We start from the raw sequence: 17154 nt of genomic DNA, 5'->3' as shown, positions 1-17154 counted from the left end.
GAGCGCCGCCGGCGCGTTCGTCAGCGGCGACGCCAGTGGTAGCTGCGATGCCAATGATAGTTGCGATGCCAATGATAGTTGCGGTGCCAGCGATAGTTGCGATGCCAGCGATAGTTGTAGGTCCGGTAGAAGCGCCGGCCTCCGTAGTAGCGGGCTCCGTAGAAGGCAGGGCCCGGGCCGTAGAACCGGCGGGCGTTCGGGACGCACCGGCCCCACGGGTTGAGGTGGAATCCGGGCCCGCACCAGTAGCCGACCCGGGTCAGCCCGCTCGCGTCGCCGGCCAGCGGCGCCGGTGAGAGCGGGGCCGCCGACGCCGGGCCCGCCAGGCCCAGGCCGCTCAACACAAGGGCCACGAGCCCCATCATCCGCATGAAATGCACGGCGTGATCCTCCCGCGACCGGCGCGCTGTCCGCGTCCGGATCGTGCATCATGCTGCTTGCGAGCTAAGATTAATGTCAATGGCCCGCATTCAGTCAATACCTGTATCAACTACGCATCATCATTTATGAGCCGCGCGATTTCCGTTCTGTATTCAGTGTTCGTCAATGCATCCGTTCCAATCTGACGCACCCGGCGCGCCGGTGACGGATCGGGAGGAGGACCATGAACAGCACGGATCGTCGGGCCGGCGGACGGTCTCGACCCATCGTGACGGCCGGCCTCGCCGCCCTCGTCCTCGCGCTCGCCGCCGGTCCCGGCGGCGCGCAGGACGGCTTCGGTGAGGGGGCCGGGCGCCCGGCCGACCTCGCGGCCGGCGCGGAGGTGGACGCGCTGCGGCCGGTCGTCGAGCGCTTGGCCGGCGCCTGGGTCGCGCGCGGGGCGATCCCGGGCCTGATCGTGGGCGTGAGCCACCGGGGGCGGCGCAGCTACTTCGGGTTCAACGGGGCCGGCGGCGCGCCCTACCGGTCCGACACGATCGTGGAGATCGGCTCGATCACCAAGGTGTTCACGACCGCACTGTTCGCCGAGGCCGTCGATGCGGGCCGCCTGCGTCCCGACACGCCGCTGCAGGAGCTGTTGCCGAACCTGCGGCTCCGGCCCTGCACGGCCCAGATCACGCCGCTGCAGCTCGCCGACTTCACCTCGGGGATGCCGACGCTGCCGGGCGACCTGCCGCGTGCCCTGGCGGAGCGCAGCGTCCGGACCTACCCGCCGGAAGCGTTCCTGGCCTGGGTGTCGCGCTGGAGCCCGGAGGGATCCGAGGCGGGCGGCTGCGCCCTGCCCGCCCCCTACCGGTACTCGAATGCCGGCATCGGCCTGCTCGGCTACGTTCTCTCCGAACGTCTCGGCGCGCCGTGGGAGAGCCTCGTGCACGAGCGGATCACCGGGCCGCTCGGGATGACCAGCACGGCGGTCACCGTGAAGCCGGCCGACCGCGCGCGTCTCGCGCAGGGCTACGGGATGGAGGGCCAGCCGGTCATGCCCTGGCCGGTCTTCGCGTGGTACGCCGCGGGAGCGCTCCGCTCGACCGCCACCGACATGCTCGCCTTCGGCGAGGCGGCGCTCGGGCACGAGGCGGTGAACGGCGCGCCCGTGCCGCCAGCGCTCACCCGGGCGCTGCGCGAGGCGATGACGCCGCTCTACCAGCCGGAGGGACAGACCTTCCGGCAGGGCATGGCCTGGATCGAGGAGATCGGCGACCCGGACGCGGGCCAGCGGCCGGTCTTCCTGAAGGTCGGGGGGACCGACGGCTTCAACAGCGTGGTCGTCGTCAATCCGGGCAAGGATCTCGTCGTCTTCGTGGCCGGCGGCCAGCCGAAGATCGGCGCGGAGCGCCTCGGCGTGGCGCTGTCCCGCCAGATCCGCTGAGCGGGCCCGGGCCGCGCGGGGCGCTCACCCCGCCAGCGCGGCCTCGATCCCGGCCCCGATCGCCAGGAGCCGGCGGTCCTGTCCGTGCCGGGCCAGCAGCATCAGGCCCGCCGGCCGGGGCAGGCCCGGCATCGGCAGGGACAGGCCGGTGAGATCGAAGAAGTTGCCGAAGGCGGTGTTGCGCAGCATCAGGCGATTGGCCGCCAGGAAGGCCGCGTCGTCCGCCGCCAGCGGGGCGGTGAGCGGCGCCGTCGCGGCGGTCGCCGGAAGCGCCAGCACGTCGAGCGGGGCGAGGTGCCGGTCGAAGGCGGCGATCAGCGCGGCCCGCCGGCGCATCGTCCGGATGTAGCCCGCGGCCGTCGCATTCCGGCCGGCCACGATGCGGCGATGCACCCGCGGGTCGTAGCGGCCGGCCGCGCTGTCCAGCCAGTCGGCGTGGATCGCCGTGGCCTCGATCGCCGCGAGGGAGCCGTCCGGGAGCGCCGCGTCCATGGCGGCGAGGTGGTCGTCGATCGGGTGATCGGCGATCCGGGCGCCGGCCCGGGACAGGCGGGACAGCACCCGCTCGAAGGCCTCGGCGACCGGCGCCTCCGTCTCGGTGAACAGCAGGCCCCGCGGCACGCCGATGCGCAGGCCGGCGACGGCGAGCGCCTCCAGCGGCGCGGGCTCCTCGCCCGCCATCACGGCGTCGGCGGCCGCGCAATCCGCGACCGTCCGGGCGAGCGGCCCCAGGGAATCGAGGGCGTAGGACAGCGGGAACGCCCCCTCCAGCGGCACGCGGCTCGCGGTCGGCTTGAAGCCGACGACGCCGTTCAGCGAGGCCGGGATCCGAACGGAGCCGCCCGTGTCGGACCCGATCGCGATGTCGCTCGTCCCCTGCCCCACCGAGACCCCGGCGCCGGAGGACGAGCCCCCCGGGATGCGCGCCGGATCGGCGGCGTTGCCGGGGGTGCCGTAATGCGGGTTGAGGCCGAGCCCCGAGAAGGCGAACTCGGACATGTTGGTCTTGCCCAGGATCACCGCGCCGGCGCGGCGCAGGCGGGCGACCACCGGGGCGTCGGACCGCGCCGGCGCCGCGTCGGCCAAGAGGACCGAGCCGGCGCGCGTCGTCTCGCCCGCCACGTCGAACAGGTCCTTGATCGAGACCATCGCGCCGTCGAGGGGGCCGAGGGAGATCCCGTCCCGGCGGCGCGCATCGGCGGCGTCCGCCGCCGCGCGGGCCTGCTCCGGGTAGAGGCGGGTGAAGACCGCCGGGTCCCCCGCGGCGATCCGGGCCAGCCGGGCCTCGAGGGTCTCGCGTACGCTCATGGTCCTCACCGCATGATCTGATCCGGCCCTGCAAGCGGAGGGCCGGTCGGGCCGGTCCGCGTCAGAACGTGCCGGGATAGGCGCCGCCATCCATCAGCAGGTTCTGCCCGGTGATGAAGCCCGCCTGCTGGCTGCACAGGAACGCGCAGGCGGCGCCGAACTCGTCGGGGTGGCCGAAGCGGCCGGCGGGGTTGTCGCGGGCCCGCGCCTCCAGGAACGCCTCAACGGAGGTGCCGGCCTTGGCGGCCCCCGCGGCGGCGTTGCCGCGGATCCGGTCGGTGTCGAAGGGGCCGGGCAGCAGGTTGTTGATCGTCACGCCGTGCCGCACGGTCTTGCGCGCCAGGCCGGCCACGAAGCCCGTCAGCCCCGAGCGGGCGCCGTTCGACAGGCCGAGATGCTCGATCGGCGCCTTCACGGCGCCGGAGGTGATGTTGACGATCCGGCCGAACCCGCGGTCGATCATCCCGTCGACCGTCGCCTTGATGAGCGCGATCGGCGCCAGCATGTTGGCGTCGAGCGCCCGGATCCAGGCGTCGCGGTCCCACTCGCGGAAATCGCCGGGGGGCGGGCCGCCGGCATTGTTGACCAGGATGTCGGGCTCGGGGCAGGCGGCGAGCGCGGCCGCCCGGCCGGCCTCGGTGGCGATGTCGCCCGCGACGGCGGTGACGGTGACGCCCGTCGCGGCGCGGATCTCGTCCGCGGTCCGCTCCAGCGTCTCCGCGGTGCGGGCCGTGATCGTCACCGCGACGCCCTCCCGGGCGAGCGCCAGGGCGCAGCCCTTGCCCAGTCCCTTGCTCGCCGCGCAGACGAGCGCCCGGCGTCCGCTCAAGCCGAGATCCATGGGAAGCCTCCGTGAGCCGGCCCTCGCCGCGAGGGCGTCCGGCGCGTCATAGCGCGCCGGGTGCCGTCTCCGGAAGCGGCCCGGGACGGGGCGCGGGGCCTCTCGGGGTCTCTCCGCCTCCGGAGGGCCGGTTCGGCGGCGGGCGCCTCACGGCCGGAACCGGGATCCGGCGCTCACCACGTGCGCAGGTCGCGGGCGCCGGGCACGTCCGGACGCTCCTCCCGCTCCGGAGCGACGAAGCCCGCCCACAGCAGGGCCACCGCCCCGGTGAGGAGCGGGAGGGACGTGCTGAGGACGAGGCTGAGGGTCACGGCGATCCTGCCAGGCGGACGGTGTCGAGGCGACGAGATCAGAATTCCATATCCTGAGAATTGTTTTCGACGACTTAAGGCGAGTGCTCGTAATTGCGGGAACCTGAGGGAAATCTGCGCGGCCGGCCCGCGTCGCGGCGGCCATCGCGCGTGATGGCGGCGTCGGACGCTCGGCCGAGGCCGACGCATCGCGGGTCCGCGCGATCCCGGCCGGTGCGCGCCGGCTCAGGGCTGATCCGCCGCTCCGGACAGGGCGCCGAACTCGTTGACCATGCACTCGTGCATCCGGCGCAGCCACGCCCGCGCCTCGGCCCGCTGGGCCTCCGCCCGTTCGGCCCGCTCGTCCGACGCGCGGGCCTGCGCCTCGGCCCGCTCGGCCCGGGCGAGCGCCGCCTGCAGGAGCGCCTCGGCGTGGCGGGCCCGCTCCTCGGCCGCGCGGAGCGCCGTCTCGGCCGCCCGCACGGAACTCTGAGCCTCCCGGACGGAGTCGCGGGCGCTCGCCTGCAGGGCGCGGACCCGCGCCGCGGCGCCGCGCACGGCGGTCAGGGAGGTCGACCAGTCATCCTCGGCCGCCGGGGAGGCGGGCGCGGGGGATGCGGCCGCGGCGCCGGAGAACAGCGCCACGACCCGGTCGATCGGGTCGGCGTGGCCGTCGCGCGGCAGGGCCGGGTCGGACAGGGGATGGGGCACCGTCGGCTCGGCCCACGCGCGGGCGGCACTCATGCCGCGGCCTGCTCGGTGAGGTCCGAGAACTCGGACAGGATCGCCTGCTGGACACGGTCCAGCCAGTCCTCGGCCTGCCGGGCCCGATCCTCGGCGGCGCGGGCGCGGGCCTCGGCCGCCTTGGCGCGCTCCTCGGCGGCGACGACCTGCGCCTCGGCGCGCAGCTGGGCCTCGCGCGCCTGCATCTCGGCCATCCGGGCGCGCTCGTTGGAGGCGTGGACCTCCTCGCGGACCTGATCCAGCACCTGCTCGATCCGCGCCTCCCGCTCGCGCGCCTGGGCCTCGATCACGCGCGCTTGGCGGGCGGCGGTCTGCACCCGGTGGATCAGCGCGTCCCAGTCCCGCGGCGCGGCCGGCGGTGTCGGGGACTCGGCCCGCGCGTGCAGCGACGCGACGGCGCGCAGGACGTTGCCGAGGTCGGGTTCGGACGCGGCGCCGCGCTTGGCCTTGTCTGCGGGCCGGAACCGAGGATCGCTCAGAAGCCTCTGCAGCTCGCTCACGGATCCCCTGCTCCCTGTGTACGCGATTCTGATCCGACTAAGCTGTTTAGAATGGTTAACGAAGGATTAAACGACGGGCGATCGGGTATTGGACAATTGATGACGGCGGCCGATCCGCGCGCGTCGGCCACGGCCGGGCGGGCCTCGCGCCGGGCCCCGGATCGCCGGATCGAAGCCGGCGGCAGGATTGCCGGCGCGCTCGCCGGATGTGCTGTTTGATACGGAATTCGCGCCCGGAATGACCGCGTATTCAGCTCATCGGTACGGGCTGAAATGGTTGTTCTGTAGGAGATCGCGATGGCCGGGAACCGCATGGAAGAGGCCTGGAGGCCGGCCTTCAAGACCGGACAGATCTTCTTCGGGCACCCGCAGGAATGCTGTGACTGCCTGATCTGGGAGCTCAGGACATCCGGGGCGCGGATCGAGGTCCAGCCGGAGGCGGTGCCACCGCAGGCCGTCCGGCTCGTCTCGATCGCCCTGCTGCTGAACCAAGCCTGCGAGGTCGTCGCGCGCGAGGGCCGGACGATCGAGCTGAGGTTCTCCCCCCGTCCGGAGCCCGCGGGCGGTGCGCCCGACGCGACGCGGCCCGTGCTCGGCCGCACGCTGTTCCCGCCGCACCGGCCATAAGTCTCCCGCATCACCGCGAAGCACCCGAGGAGGTGCGTCATGACCGCTCCGCAAGTCATCGCAACGATCTTCTTCCTAGTCTCGGTCGGTTCGGCGACGACGCTGGCCCTCATGGCGGCGGCCTCGGCCGTGCTGGACGCGGTCGCGAAGACCTGCGACCGCGCGCGGCCGGACGCGGGACGGGACCGCTCGCGCCGTGTCACGGAGGCCGCCTGTCGGCTGCGCCGCGCGGCCCTCGCCCGCGCCGCGATCCCGTAGGATCCCGGTCCCGCCGACGGGTCGGGCATCGGTTCTGCTCGAGCCTCGCCGTCTCGCCACGCGAGAGGAGGCACGAGCGACGCCGTGAGGGAGGAGCGGGCAGGCGCGATTCCGGAGGCCGCGACGGGTTCGGAGAACCCCTCTCGGTGGGCGATCCTGCCGTGACGTCAGTCTGGGGCGTTCAATCTGGAGACGGGCCGGGAGTCACGGCGTCGAATGGTGGAGACGACAGGGATCGAACCTGTGACCTTTCCCATGTCAAGGGAATGCACTACCGCTGTGCTACGTCTCCGTATCGACCGCGATCAGGTTCGACGAACCTGCAAGCCATCGAAATAGTCCAGACTGCTCAGTAATTTATGAGAGTGCCGACTACCGTGTCAAGGTAGTGCTCTCCCGCCGAGCTGCGCGTCCGGGCCGGCGCCGTTCGGGCTCCGGTGGGCGGGGCCTATAGCGGCTGCCCGGCGAGGGCGCAAGCGGAACCTGCGTGACCAGGCCGATCGATCGCGTCCCTCAATGGTCCGGCCGCGGCGCGCGCCGACCCGATCGCCCCGCGCCGCGCGTGGATAGCGCATTTTGCGTCAATGGCTTAGAGACGGGGAGAACGAGCCGGCGGGGGCAACCCGCCGGGATCCGTCTCCGGGCCGAACGCGCCATGGTGCACGCCGACGGGAAAATGCGCTATGGCCCTGCCGCTCGGCATCCGGCCGCGCCGCGACACATGGCGGACACTCGGCGCCGGCATGCCGCCGCCTCACGCTTCAGGACATGCGCTACTTCATCGACCACGATCAGGGCGACTCGATCCGCGGCTGGATCGTGCCGGACAATCCCCTCGCCATCAGCCGGGTCGTGGTCGCGGTCGACGGCCGACGCGTGGCCGAGGTCCCGGCCAGCGTCATCGACGAGGCGTTCAAGCGCAACGGCTGGCACGCCACCGGGCAATGCACCTTCGTGGTCAGCGAGGCCGAGGTGCCGGGCCTGTCCGAGATCCCGCGGCTCGAACTCTACGATGCCGACACCAACGTGCTGGTCTACCGCCGCATGCCGGTCGAGGGTCAGATCCGGCTGCGGACCATGCTGATCAACACCGGCATCGAGCCCGAGACCGTCCTCCAGACGGCGCTCTTCCCGTATTTCCAGCACTGCTACTTCGGCATCCACAAGCTGCCGGACGAGATCCTGAGCTGCGTCCTGGCCGGCCCGGCCGCCCCGTCGGCCTTCCTGTCGGGCGCCGTGACCATCCCGCGCTACGAGAACTTCATGACGCCGGACCTGATGGTCACGGCCATCCTGCTCCAGGAACCGCAGATCGAGATGGCGGCCCGAATGCGCTGGCTGAAGGCCCGGGCCACGGATGCGGCCGATCCGGCGCGCAGCTGGCGCCTGGGGCCGCTGGCCGAGGCCGCCGCCTTCGCGGACGGGTACGACTTCTCCGACGTGAAGAGCCTCAAGCGCTTCTTCCGGATGCTGCCCGAGCCCGCCTACCGGCTGCTCTACAACCCCCTGACCCGCCAGCTCGGGACCCGCATGCCGGACGACCGGCTGCATCCGGGCAACTCGATCGCGGCGATCGAGATTCTCGCCCGGGTCGGGATCGTCGGCCACAAGACCCGGTTCCCCGCCTTCGCGTCGACGCTGTTCGACCGCCTCGGGATCGGCGCGCCGATCCCGGCGCTGCCGCCGGTGCCGGCCGAGACGCTGGCGCTGGCCGAGCGCCTGAAGAGCGTCAAGGCGGTCGAGGACATGATCGTGTTCGACGTGGCCATGTCGGATGCCGTGAAGGCCTCGGTCGACAAGAGCTGGAGTTGATGGTGCGTTCGACCGGGCCGGCGGTGCCCGAATTCCGCCTCCCGACGGCGCAGGTCACGGGGCTCTGGGGCAAGCGGCGCGCCCTCCCGGCGCGGGCGGGCTCCGACGGGCTGCGCGTCGCGCTGCCGGATCTCGCGGGCCGCTGGGTCGAGATCATCCTGTCCAACGACCCGGCCGAGGCCCGCGACACCCTCCCCGACATCAGCTTCGTCGGTCCCGACGGACGGGCGGGCACGCTGCTGCCGCAGGAGGCCCGGGGCGGCGGCGCCTTCGCGTGGATCGGCTGCCTGCCCGAGGACGTCGTCGAGCTGCGCGTCGCCGACCCGGCCGGGCGCGTCCCGGTCCGGCTGCGCCGGATCGCCGTGCGCCGCCTCGCCCGGCCGGTCCTGGCCGCCCGCGGGCTCCTGCGCGATCCCGGCCTGACCGTGCAGGCCTTCACCTGGCGGATCCTCGGCAAGAAGGTGCGCGCGCGGGGCTTCCTCGGCCGGGCGCTGCGCCACCGGCGCGTGAGCGGCTACGAGGCCTGGCTCGGGACCCACACCCTGCGCCGCGCGGAGCGGGACGGGATCGCCGCCGAGATCGCCGCCTGGACCGATCCGCCCCTGATCTCCGTGCTGATGCCGGTCCACGATCCGGACCCGAAGGTGCTGCGCGCGGCCCTGGCCTCGCTGCGGGCGCAGCTCTACCCCCACTGGGAACTGTGCGCCGTGGACGACGCCTCCACGCGCCCCGAGATCCCGCGGATCCTGAGCCGGGCGGCCGAGGCCGACCCGCGCATCCGCGTCCTCGCCCGGATGGAGAACGGCCACATCGCCCGGGCGACCAACGACGCGCTGGGCATGGCCCGGGGGGCGGTCTGCGCCTTCATGGACCACGACGACGCGCTCACCGAGGACGCCCTCTACGAGGTCGCCCGGGCGCTGCGCCGCGACCCGGGCCTCGTGCTGATCTACAGCGATGAGGACAAGATCGACGGGCGCGGCCGGCGATTCGACCCGCACTTCAAGTCCTGCTTCGACCGCGAGCTGCTCTACGCCCAGAACTACATCAACCACCTCACGGTCGTGCGCACCGAGGCGCTGCGCGCCGTCGGCGGCCTGCGCCCCGGCTTCGAGGGCAGTCAGGACCACGACCTGCTGCTGCGGCTGACCGACGGGCTCGACCCCGCCCGCATCCGCCACATCCCGCGGGTGCTCTATCACTGGCGCGCCGCGCAGGGCTCCGGGACCTTCTCGGACCGGGCGCTCGCCCGGGCGGAGGCCGCGCGCCTGCGCGCCCTGGAGGAGGTCGTGGCGCCCTGGGGCGGCCGCGCGGAGCGCGGTCCCGGCGGCTTCAACCGCCTGGTCCGGCCGCTGCCGGCGTCGCCGCCGCGGGTCTCCGCGATCATCCCGACCCGCGACCGGGCCGAGATCCTGTCGGTGACCCTCGACGGACTGCTCGGCGCGACCGACTACCCCGACATCGAGGTGATCATCGTCGACAACGACAGCCGCGAGCCGGAGACCGCCGCCCTGTTCGCCCGCTACCGGGACGATCCGCGGGTGCGCGTCGTGCCGGTGCCGGGGGCGTTCAATTTCTCGGATCTGTCGAATCGCGGCGCCGCCGCGGCCACCGGCGCGGTGCTCCTGTTCCTCAACAACGACATCGAGGTGCTCGAGCCCGGCTGGCTGGCCGAGCTGGTCCGCCACGCCGTGCGGCCGGAGATCGGGGCCGTCGGGGCCAAGCTCCTCTACCCGGACCACACGATCCAGCACGGCGGCATCGTCCTCGGGATCGGGGGCGTGGCCGGCCACAGCCATCTCGGCGTCGCGGACGCGGATCCGGGCTATTTCTGCCGCATGGTCATCGCCCACGAGGTCTCGGCGGTCACCGGCGCGTGCCTGGCCATGCGGGCGGACGTGTTCGCGGAGGTCGGCGGCTTCGACGCGCAGGCCCTGAAGGTCGCCTTCAACGACGTCGACCTCTGCCTGAAGATCCGCCGGTCCGGCTACCGGATCGTCTGGACCCCCTTCGCGAAATTGATTCATCACGAGTCGAAGAGCCGCGGGGCCGAGGACACGCCGGAGAAGCAGAAGCGCTTCGAGGGCGAGGTGCTGACCATGCTCGACCGCTGGGGCCCGGAGCTGCGTGCCGACCCCTATTACAACATCAACCTGTCACGGAATTCCGCCCATTACCGCGTGTGAGCGGTCCTCACCCGGTGGCGACACCGGTGGTCGCGGCCGCGCGGTGCTATGCATGCGTCAGTGGGTAAACTTGCGTCCGGAGCCGGTTGCGGTACCTCTGGACATGCCGCAAGAGGCAGTTCCGGCCAAGGCGTCCCCACGGGCGCGCGGCGAGGGCGACAATCAGAGATGAGTGCGAACACCCCTACGGTCGCGGGCCTGGAGCGCGACGCCCAGCAGGCGATGGGAGACCACAAGGTCCACCCCAACGAGATCGCTATCGGCGTGGTGATCGGACGCGCGTCCGAATACTTCGACTTCTTCGTGTTCGGCATCGCCTGCGTGCTGGTCTTCCCGAAGGTGTATTTCCCCTTCGTCGACCCGCTGAAGGGCACCCTCTACGCCTTCTCGATCTTCGCCCTCGCCTTCATCGCCCGGCCGCTCGGCACCGTGCTGTTCATGGCGATCGACCGGCGCCACGGCCGCAGCGTCAAGCTGACCACGGCCCTGTTCCTGCTCGGCGGGTCGACGGCGGCGGTGAGCTTCCTGCCGCGCTACGACAGCATCGGCATCTCGGCGGTATACATCCTGGCCGGCCTGCGGATCCTGCAGGGCCTCGCCCTCGGCGGCGCCTGGGACGGCCTCGCCTCGCTGCTCGCCATGAACGCCCCGCGGGAGCGCCGCGGCTGGTACGCGATGATCCCGCAGGTCGGCGCGCCTTTGGGCTTCATGGTGGCGAGCGCCCTGTTCGCGTTCTTCATCGTCAATCTCGACGAGGCCGATTTCATCGACTGGGGCTGGCGCTTCCCGTTCTACTGCGCCTTCACCATCAACGTGGTCGCGCTGTTCGCCCGGCTGCGCCTCGTCGCCACCGACGAGTTCGCCCGGATGATGGACCTCGACCGGCTGCGCCCGGTCCCGGCCCTGGAGCTGTTCCGCCACCACGCCGGCGACGTGGTCCGCGGCGCCTTCGTGCCGCTCGCCGCCTTCGCGCTGTTCCACCTCGTGACGATCTTCCCGATCGCGTGGCTCGCGCTGAACAGCACGACCCGCTCGCCGGGCGAGTTCCTGATCGTGCAGTTCTCCGGCGCGATCGTGTGCGCCGGCGCGGTGGCGGCCTCGGGGCTGATCGCCGACCAGATCGGCCGCCGCAACTGCCTGATCATGAGCAGCTCGCTGATCGGCTTCTTCGCCGTCGGCAGCATCATCGCGCCGCTCCTGTTCGGCGAGAGCGCCATCGGCCAGACCATCTACGTCACGATCGGCTTCATGCTGCTCGGCCTCGCCTACGGCCAGACCGCGGGAGCGGTGAGCGCCCGCCTCGGCAACCGCTACCGCTACACCGGCGCGGCGCTGACCTCCGACTTCGCGTGGCTGATCGGGGCCGGTTTCGCGCCCCTGGTGGCCCTGTTCCTGTCGCAGCGCTACGGCCTGGCGATGATCGGCGTCTACCTCCTCTCCGGCGCGGTCTGCAGCCTCGTGGCCCTGTTCACCGACCGGTCGGAACTGCGCCAGATGTGAGTCGGCGGCCGGCGGCGCAGGCCGCCCGGCCCGCCCGTGAGCTGACTGGAACGCCGCCTCGCGCGGTACGGCAGAAGCGCCGCGGCAGCGGCATGGCAGAAGTGCCGCGGCAGCGGCCTGGGATGACGAGACGCGTGCTGTGACATCCACGATCCATCGACCGGACAGGACCGACACCGCGACCCGCCGAGGCGGTCGCGCTCGGCGCCTCCTGCCGCTCCTCGCCCTGCCGCTCCTGACCCTGCTCGGCGGCTGCAACTTCGTGGTCCTGCACCCGGCCGGCTACGTCGCCGAGCAGCAGCGCAACCTCGTGCTGGCGGCGACCGGGCTGATGCTCCTGATCATCGTCCCGGTGATCGCCTTCACGCTGATCTTCGCGTGGCGCTACCGCGCCAGCAACCAGGACGCGGTCTACGATCCCGAATGGCACCACTCGACGCAGCTCGAGGTGCTGATCTGGACGGCGCCGCTGATGATCATCATCGCCCTGGGCGCCCTCACGTGGATCGGGACCCACACCCTCGATCCGTTCCGGCCGCTCAGCAAGATCGACCCGAAGCGCGACGTCCCGGCCGGGACGGTGCCGCTCGAGGTCGAGGCCGTGGCCATGGATTGGAAGTGGCTCTTCCTCTACCCGCAATACGGGATCGCCACGGTCAACGAGCTGGCCGCGCCGGTGGACCGGCCGATCCGCTTCAAGATCACCGCCACCGACGTGATGAACACGTTCTACGTGCCTACGCTCGCCGGCATGGTCTACGCGATGCCGGGCATGCAGACCCAGCTCCACGCGGTGATCAACCGCGAGGGCGCCTACGAGGGCCGCTCGGCGCATTACAGCGGCGCCGGCTTCTCCAACATGTTCTTCAAGTTCCACGGCCTGACCACCGACAAGTTCGACCAGTGGATCGCCAAGGCCAAGGCCGAGGGCGGCGAGCTGACCCAGGAGGCCTACCTGAAGCTGGAGGAGCCGAGCGAGGCCGAGCCGGCGCGGTTCTACAAGTCCTACATGAAGGGCCTGTACGACCGGATCATCGGCATGTGCCCCCGGCCCGACCAGATGTGCGTCGGAGAGATGGCGAAGATCGACGCGCAGGGCGGCGCCACCGGCACGGAGGCCGCGGAGAACTACGCGCGTCTCCGGTACGACAACCGGCTCGCCGAGCGCGGCGTCGAGGGGCCGGGCGCGACGGCGCCGGCCTCCGGAACGGCGCCGCACGGCCAGACGCAGCCGCAGGGCATGCAGCCGCGACCCGACATGGGCAACCCGGACGTCCGGGGCCAGACGACGCCGCCCGACGCCACGGGCCAGGGCTCCGGCGGGGGTCGGAGCGGGGGCATCCAGATCGCCCCGAAGCAGCTGAACCAGTGAGGCCGCGCGTGCTGACAGCGGACTCCACACACACAACCGGCGGTCGCCGTCGAACCCACTGAACGGGCCGATCCCATGTTCGCAAACCTGGACCTACAGCAGCTGCTCGTCGGGCGATTCACGATCGAGCAGATCCCCTATCACGAGCCGATCCTGCAGGGGACGTTCGCCGGCGTGGCCGTCGTCGGCCTCACCGTGCTCGGCGTCATCACCTACTACCGCTTCTGGGGGCCGATGTGGCGTGACTGGATCACGTCGATCGACCACAAGAAGATCGGCATCATGTACTGCATCTTCGCGGGCATCATGCTGCTGCGCGGCTTCGCCGACGCGATCCTGATGCGCTCGCAGCAGGCGGTCGCGTTCGGCGACCAGCAGGGCTTCCTGCCGCCGCACCACTACGACCAGATCTTCACCGCCCACGGTATGATCATGATCTTCTTCGTGGCGATGCCGTTCGTCACGGGGCTCATGAACTTCGCCGTGCCGCTGCAGATCGGCGCCCGCGACGTCGCCTTCCCGTTCCTGAACAATTTCAGTTTCTGGATGACGGTCGCCGGCGGCATGCTGGTGATGGTCTCGCTCTTCGTCGGCGAGTTCTCCCGCGCCACCTGGCTGGCCTACCCGCCCCTCTCCGGGGCGGCGATGAGCCCGGGCGTGGGCGTCGACTACTACATCTGGGCCCTGCAGATCGCCGGCATCGGGACGCTGCTCTCAGGGATCAACCTGATCGCCACCATCGTGAAGATGCGGGCGCCCGGCATGACCATGATGAAGCTGCCGATCTTCGTCTGGTCGTCGCTGTGCACCAACATCCTGATCGTGGCCGCCTTCCCGATCCTCACGGCCGTTCTCGCGATGCTGTCGCTCGACCGCTACGTCGGCACGCACTTCTTCACGAACGACCTCGGCGGCAACGCCATGCTGTACTTCAACCTGATCTGGATCTGGGGTCACCCGGAGGTCTACATCCTGATCCTGCCGGCTTTCGGCGTGTTCTCGGAGATCACCTCGACCTTCTGCGGCAAGCGCCTGTTCGGCTACACCTCGATGGTCTACGCGCTGGTGGTGATCACCATCCTCGCCTACCTCGTGTGGCTGCACCACTTCTTCACGATGGGCTCGGGCGCGGACGTGAACTCGTTCTTCGGGATCACGACCATGATCATCTCGATCCCGACGGGCGCGAAGATCTTCAACTGGATGTTCACGATGTACCGCGGCCGGATCCGGTTCGAGGTGCCGATGCTGTGGGTGGTGGCGTTCATCGTCACCTTCGTGATCGGCGGCATGACCGGCGTCCTGCTCGCTGTGCCCCCGGCGGACTTCGTCCTGCACAACTCGCTGTTCCTGATCGCGCACTTCCACAACGTGATCATCGGCGGCGTGCTGTTCGGCATGTTCGCCGGCGTGACCTTCTGGTTTCCCAAGGCCTTCGGCTTCAAGCTCGACGAGTTCTGGGGGAAGATGGCCCTCGTGTTCTGGGTGACCGGGTTCTACGTCGCCTTCATGCCGCTCTACGTGCTCGGCCTGATGGGCGTGACCCGGCGCATGCAGCACTTCGACGACCCGTCGCTGCAGATCTGGTTCGTGATCGCGGCCTTCGGCGCGGCGCTGATCGCCTGCGGCATCGCCTCGCAGATCATCATGTTCGTGGTCTCGATCCGGAACCGCGACAAGCTGCGCGACCTCAGCGGCGACCCGTGGGGCGGCCGGACGCTGGAATGGTCCACCTCCTCGCCGCCGCCGGACTACAACTTCGCCTTCACGCCGGTGGTCCACGATTCCGACGCGTGGTGGGACATGAAGAACCGCGGCTTCGACCGCCCGCTCAAGGGCTACCGGCCGATCCACATGCCCAAGAACACCGCGGCCGGCGCGATCCTGGCGGCGCTGAACTTCACCTTCGGCATCGCCATGGTCTGGTACGTCTGGTGGCTGGCGATCCTCAGCTTCGTGGCGATCTTCGTCGTGGCGATCGCCCACACCTTTAATTACAATCGCGACTACTACATTCCCGCCGACGTCGTCAGTCGGACGGAAGGTCAGCGGACGCGCGAACTGGAGATGGCGTGATCCGATGATGCACGCGGAGACTGCACCCCCCGGCGCCGCGGCGCCGGTCTTCTACCAGACCGACGAGGAGGGCCATCATTCCGAGGGCTCGACCATGCTCGGGTTCTGGCTCTACCTGATGAGCGATTGCCTCATCTTCGCGACCCTGTTCGCGACCTACGGGGTGCTCGGGCGCAGCTACGCGGCCGGCCCCACCCCGAAGGAGCTGTTCGACCTGCCGGGCATCGCGGTGAACACCGCCATGCTGCTGTTCTCGTCCATCACCTACGGCTTCGCCATGCTGGAGATGGACCGGGACCGGGTGAAGCAGACGCAGATCTGGCTCGCCATCACCGGCCTGTTCGGCGTCGCCTTCGTGGCCCTGGAGATCCGCGAGTTCGTTCACCTGTTCCACGAGGGCGCGCCGCCCTGGCGCAGCGCGTTCCTGTCCTCGTTCTACACCCTGGTCGGGACGCACGGCCTGCACGTCTCGATGGGCATCCTGTGGCTCGTCGTGCTGATGGTGCAGGTGAGCAAGCGCGGCCTGATCGTCGAGAACAAGCGCCGGCTGATGTGCCTGTCGATGTTCTGGCACTTCCTCGACCTGATCTGGATCGGCGTCTTCACCGTCGTCTACCTGATGGGAGTGCTCGAATGAGCGCCGACGTTCACAACGCCGCCGCCGGGCACGGCCACCACGACGCCCACAGCGAGGGCGGGCACGGCACCTTCCAGAGCTACATGACGGGCTTCGTCCTGTCGGTGATCCTGACGGTGATCCCGTTCTGGCTGGTGATGGGCAACGTGCTCGACAACAGCCTCGTCACCACCCTGGTGATCCTGGCGCTCGGCGGCGTCCAGATGGTCGTGCACGTCATCTACTTCCTGCACATGAGCACGAAGTCGGAGGGCGGCTGGACCTTCATGGCACTGATCTTCACCATCACGCTGGTGGTGATCATGCTCGCCGGCTCGGTGTGGGTCATGTACCACCTCAACCACAACATGATGCCGATGGATGCCCACGACGTCATGAAGAACGCCCGCTGAGCGCGCGTTCGGTTTCGAGACCCGCGGGGTCGGGAGGGGGGTCCGATCCGGGCCCCTCCCCGGCCCCGCTCTCGTTGCTGCGGCGCGCCGTGTTCGGCGCCGGCGCGGGCCTCGTCTTCCTGGTGCTGCTGGGGCTCGGGACCTGGCAGGTGGAGCGGCGGGCCTGGAAGCTCGACCTGATCGCCCGGGTCGATGCCCGGGTCCACGCGCCGCCCGTGCCGGCGCCCGGCGCCGCCGCGTGGCCGCGCGTCGGCCCCGACGACGCCTACCGGCATGTCCGGCTCTCCGGCACCTTCCTGCACGATCGCGAGACCCTGGTTCAGGCCGTCACCGAGCTGGGCGGCGGCTTCTGGGTGCTGACGCCCCTGCGGCGGCCGGACGGGACCGTCGTGCTGGTCAATCGCGGCTTCGTGCCCGGCGACCGTCGGGACCCGGCGACCCGGGCGGCCGGGCAGGTCGCCGGCGAGACCGCGGTGACCGGCCTCCTGCGGCTGACCGAGCCCGGGGGGGCGTTCCTGCGCGCCAACGATCCGAAGGACGGCCGCTGGTATTCCCGCGACGTGGCAGCGATCGCCGCCGCCCGGGACCTGACCGACGTCGCCCCCTACTTCGTGGACGCGGACGCGACACCCAATCCGGGCGGCCTGCCGGTGGGCGGCCTCACGGTGATCGCCTTCCCCAACAACCACCTCGTCTACGCGATCACGTGGTACGGGATGGCGCTGATGCTCGCCGGCGCCGTGATCTACCTGCTGCGGCGCGGCCCGGGGGACCGGGACGTCGAGGTCCGCTGAGGCCTGC

Annotated in this window: 17 protein-coding genes and 1 tRNA gene; 11 read left to right on the top strand and 7 right to left on the bottom strand. The window is 70.9% G+C overall.

Annotated features, from left to right (window positions below; genetic code table 11):
* Positions 1-20 precede the first annotated feature (20 nt).
* Complete coding sequence (locus C4T42_RS08945; RefSeq protein WP_181049155.1) at positions 21-353, bottom strand: hypothetical protein; 333 nt, start codon at positions 351-353, stop codon at positions 21-23.
* A 251-nt stretch (positions 354-604) separates the two neighbouring features.
* On the opposite strand from C4T42_RS08945, the gene C4T42_RS08940 reads away from it, so the two are divergent.
* Positions 605-1810, top strand: coding sequence for a serine hydrolase (locus C4T42_RS08940; protein WP_081636480.1), 1206 nt, complete (start codon positions 605-607; stop codon positions 1808-1810).
* Positions 1811-1834: 24 nt separating this feature from the next.
* Here the strand turns inward: C4T42_RS08940 and C4T42_RS08935 are convergent, their stop codons facing one another.
* The 5 genes from C4T42_RS08935 to C4T42_RS08920 all read right to left on the bottom strand — a co-directional run bounded on the left by C4T42_RS08935 (position 1835) and on the right by C4T42_RS08920 (position 5493).
* Positions 1835-3118: an amidase gene (locus C4T42_RS08935; RefSeq protein WP_103985004.1), complete on the bottom strand. Its 1284-nt coding sequence runs from the start codon at positions 3116-3118 to the stop codon at positions 1835-1837.
* A gap of 61 nt (positions 3119-3179) precedes the next feature.
* On the bottom strand, positions 3180-3959 hold the full coding sequence (locus C4T42_RS08930) for an SDR family oxidoreductase (RefSeq protein ID WP_020093245.1): 780 nt from the start codon (positions 3957-3959) through the stop codon (positions 3180-3182).
* A 173-nt stretch (positions 3960-4132) separates the two neighbouring features.
* Positions 4133-4270, bottom strand: coding sequence for a hypothetical protein (locus tag C4T42_RS31910; protein WP_020093244.1), 138 nt, complete (start codon positions 4268-4270; stop codon positions 4133-4135).
* Positions 4271-4495: 225 nt separating this feature from the next.
* Positions 4496-4993 (bottom strand): hypothetical protein, encoded by a 498-nt coding sequence (locus tag C4T42_RS08925; RefSeq protein ID WP_020093243.1) that lies wholly within the window; start codon positions 4991-4993, stop codon positions 4496-4498.
* Positions 4990-5493, bottom strand: coding sequence for a hypothetical protein (locus C4T42_RS08920; RefSeq protein ID WP_020093242.1), 504 nt, complete (start codon positions 5491-5493; stop codon positions 4990-4992). The genes C4T42_RS08925 and C4T42_RS08920 overlap by 4 nt, the downstream gene beginning before the upstream one ends.
* Positions 5494-5790: 297 nt before the next feature.
* Between C4T42_RS08920 and C4T42_RS08915 the strand changes: the two genes are divergently transcribed.
* Both C4T42_RS08915 and C4T42_RS08910 read left to right on the top strand, forming a co-directional pair.
* The gene (locus C4T42_RS08915; RefSeq protein ID WP_020093241.1) at positions 5791-6120 is read left to right on the top strand and encodes a hypothetical protein; all 330 of its coding nucleotides are present in this window, start codon (positions 5791-5793) and stop codon (positions 6118-6120) included.
* A 39-nt stretch (positions 6121-6159) separates the two neighbouring features.
* The gene (locus C4T42_RS08910; protein ID WP_020093240.1) at positions 6160-6378 is read left to right on the top strand and encodes a hypothetical protein; all 219 of its coding nucleotides are present in this window, start codon (positions 6160-6162) and stop codon (positions 6376-6378) included.
* A 217-nt stretch (positions 6379-6595) separates the two neighbouring features.
* On the opposite strand, the gene C4T42_RS08905 is transcribed toward C4T42_RS08910, so the two are convergent.
* Positions 6596-6670: transfer RNA gene (locus C4T42_RS08905), tRNA-Val, on the bottom strand.
* Between the two features lie 476 nt (positions 6671-7146).
* Between C4T42_RS08905 and C4T42_RS08900 the strand changes: the two genes are divergently transcribed.
* From C4T42_RS08900 to C4T42_RS08865, 8 genes are all read left to right on the top strand, one after another.
* Positions 7147-8190: a hypothetical protein gene (locus C4T42_RS08900; RefSeq protein WP_103985003.1), complete on the top strand. Its 1044-nt coding sequence runs from the start codon at positions 7147-7149 to the stop codon at positions 8188-8190.
* Complete coding sequence (locus C4T42_RS08895; RefSeq protein WP_103985002.1) at positions 8190-10376, top strand: glycosyltransferase family 2 protein; 2187 nt, start codon at positions 8190-8192, stop codon at positions 10374-10376. The genes C4T42_RS08900 and C4T42_RS08895 overlap by 1 nt, the downstream gene beginning before the upstream one ends.
* Positions 10377-10544: 168 nt before the next feature.
* A complete protein-coding gene (locus tag C4T42_RS08890; protein WP_103985001.1) occupies positions 10545-11876 on the top strand; it encodes an MFS transporter in 1332 nt (443 codons plus the stop codon).
* Positions 11877-12015: 139 nt separating this feature from the next.
* Entirely contained in the window at positions 12016-13248 is a 1233-nt protein-coding gene (cyoA, locus tag C4T42_RS08885) for a ubiquinol oxidase subunit II (protein ID WP_020093236.1), read from the top strand.
* A 75-nt stretch (positions 13249-13323) separates the two neighbouring features.
* Positions 13324-15324, top strand: coding sequence for a cytochrome o ubiquinol oxidase subunit I (cyoB, locus tag C4T42_RS08880; protein ID WP_020093235.1), 2001 nt, complete (start codon positions 13324-13326; stop codon positions 15322-15324).
* 4 nt (positions 15325-15328) lie between these two features.
* Entirely contained in the window at positions 15329-15961 is a 633-nt protein-coding gene (gene cyoC, locus C4T42_RS08875; RefSeq protein ID WP_020093234.1) for a cytochrome o ubiquinol oxidase subunit III, read from the top strand.
* Complete coding sequence (gene cyoD, locus C4T42_RS08870; protein WP_020093233.1) at positions 15958-16353, top strand: cytochrome o ubiquinol oxidase subunit IV; 396 nt, start codon at positions 15958-15960, stop codon at positions 16351-16353. The genes cyoC and cyoD overlap by 4 nt, the downstream gene beginning before the upstream one ends.
* A gap of 74 nt (positions 16354-16427) precedes the next feature.
* The gene (locus C4T42_RS08865; RefSeq protein ID WP_020093232.1) at positions 16428-17147 is read left to right on the top strand and encodes an SURF1 family protein; all 720 of its coding nucleotides are present in this window, start codon (positions 16428-16430) and stop codon (positions 17145-17147) included.
* Positions 17148-17154 lie beyond the last annotated feature (7 nt).

Origin of the sequence: Methylobacterium sp. 190mf, from assembly GCF_900107945.1 — a bacterium.
Classification (GTDB): Bacteria; Pseudomonadota; Alphaproteobacteria; order Rhizobiales; family Beijerinckiaceae; genus Methylobacterium.
Note: the sequence above shows the minus strand (reverse complement) of the source record. Positions and strands in the feature narration are given on the sequence as shown.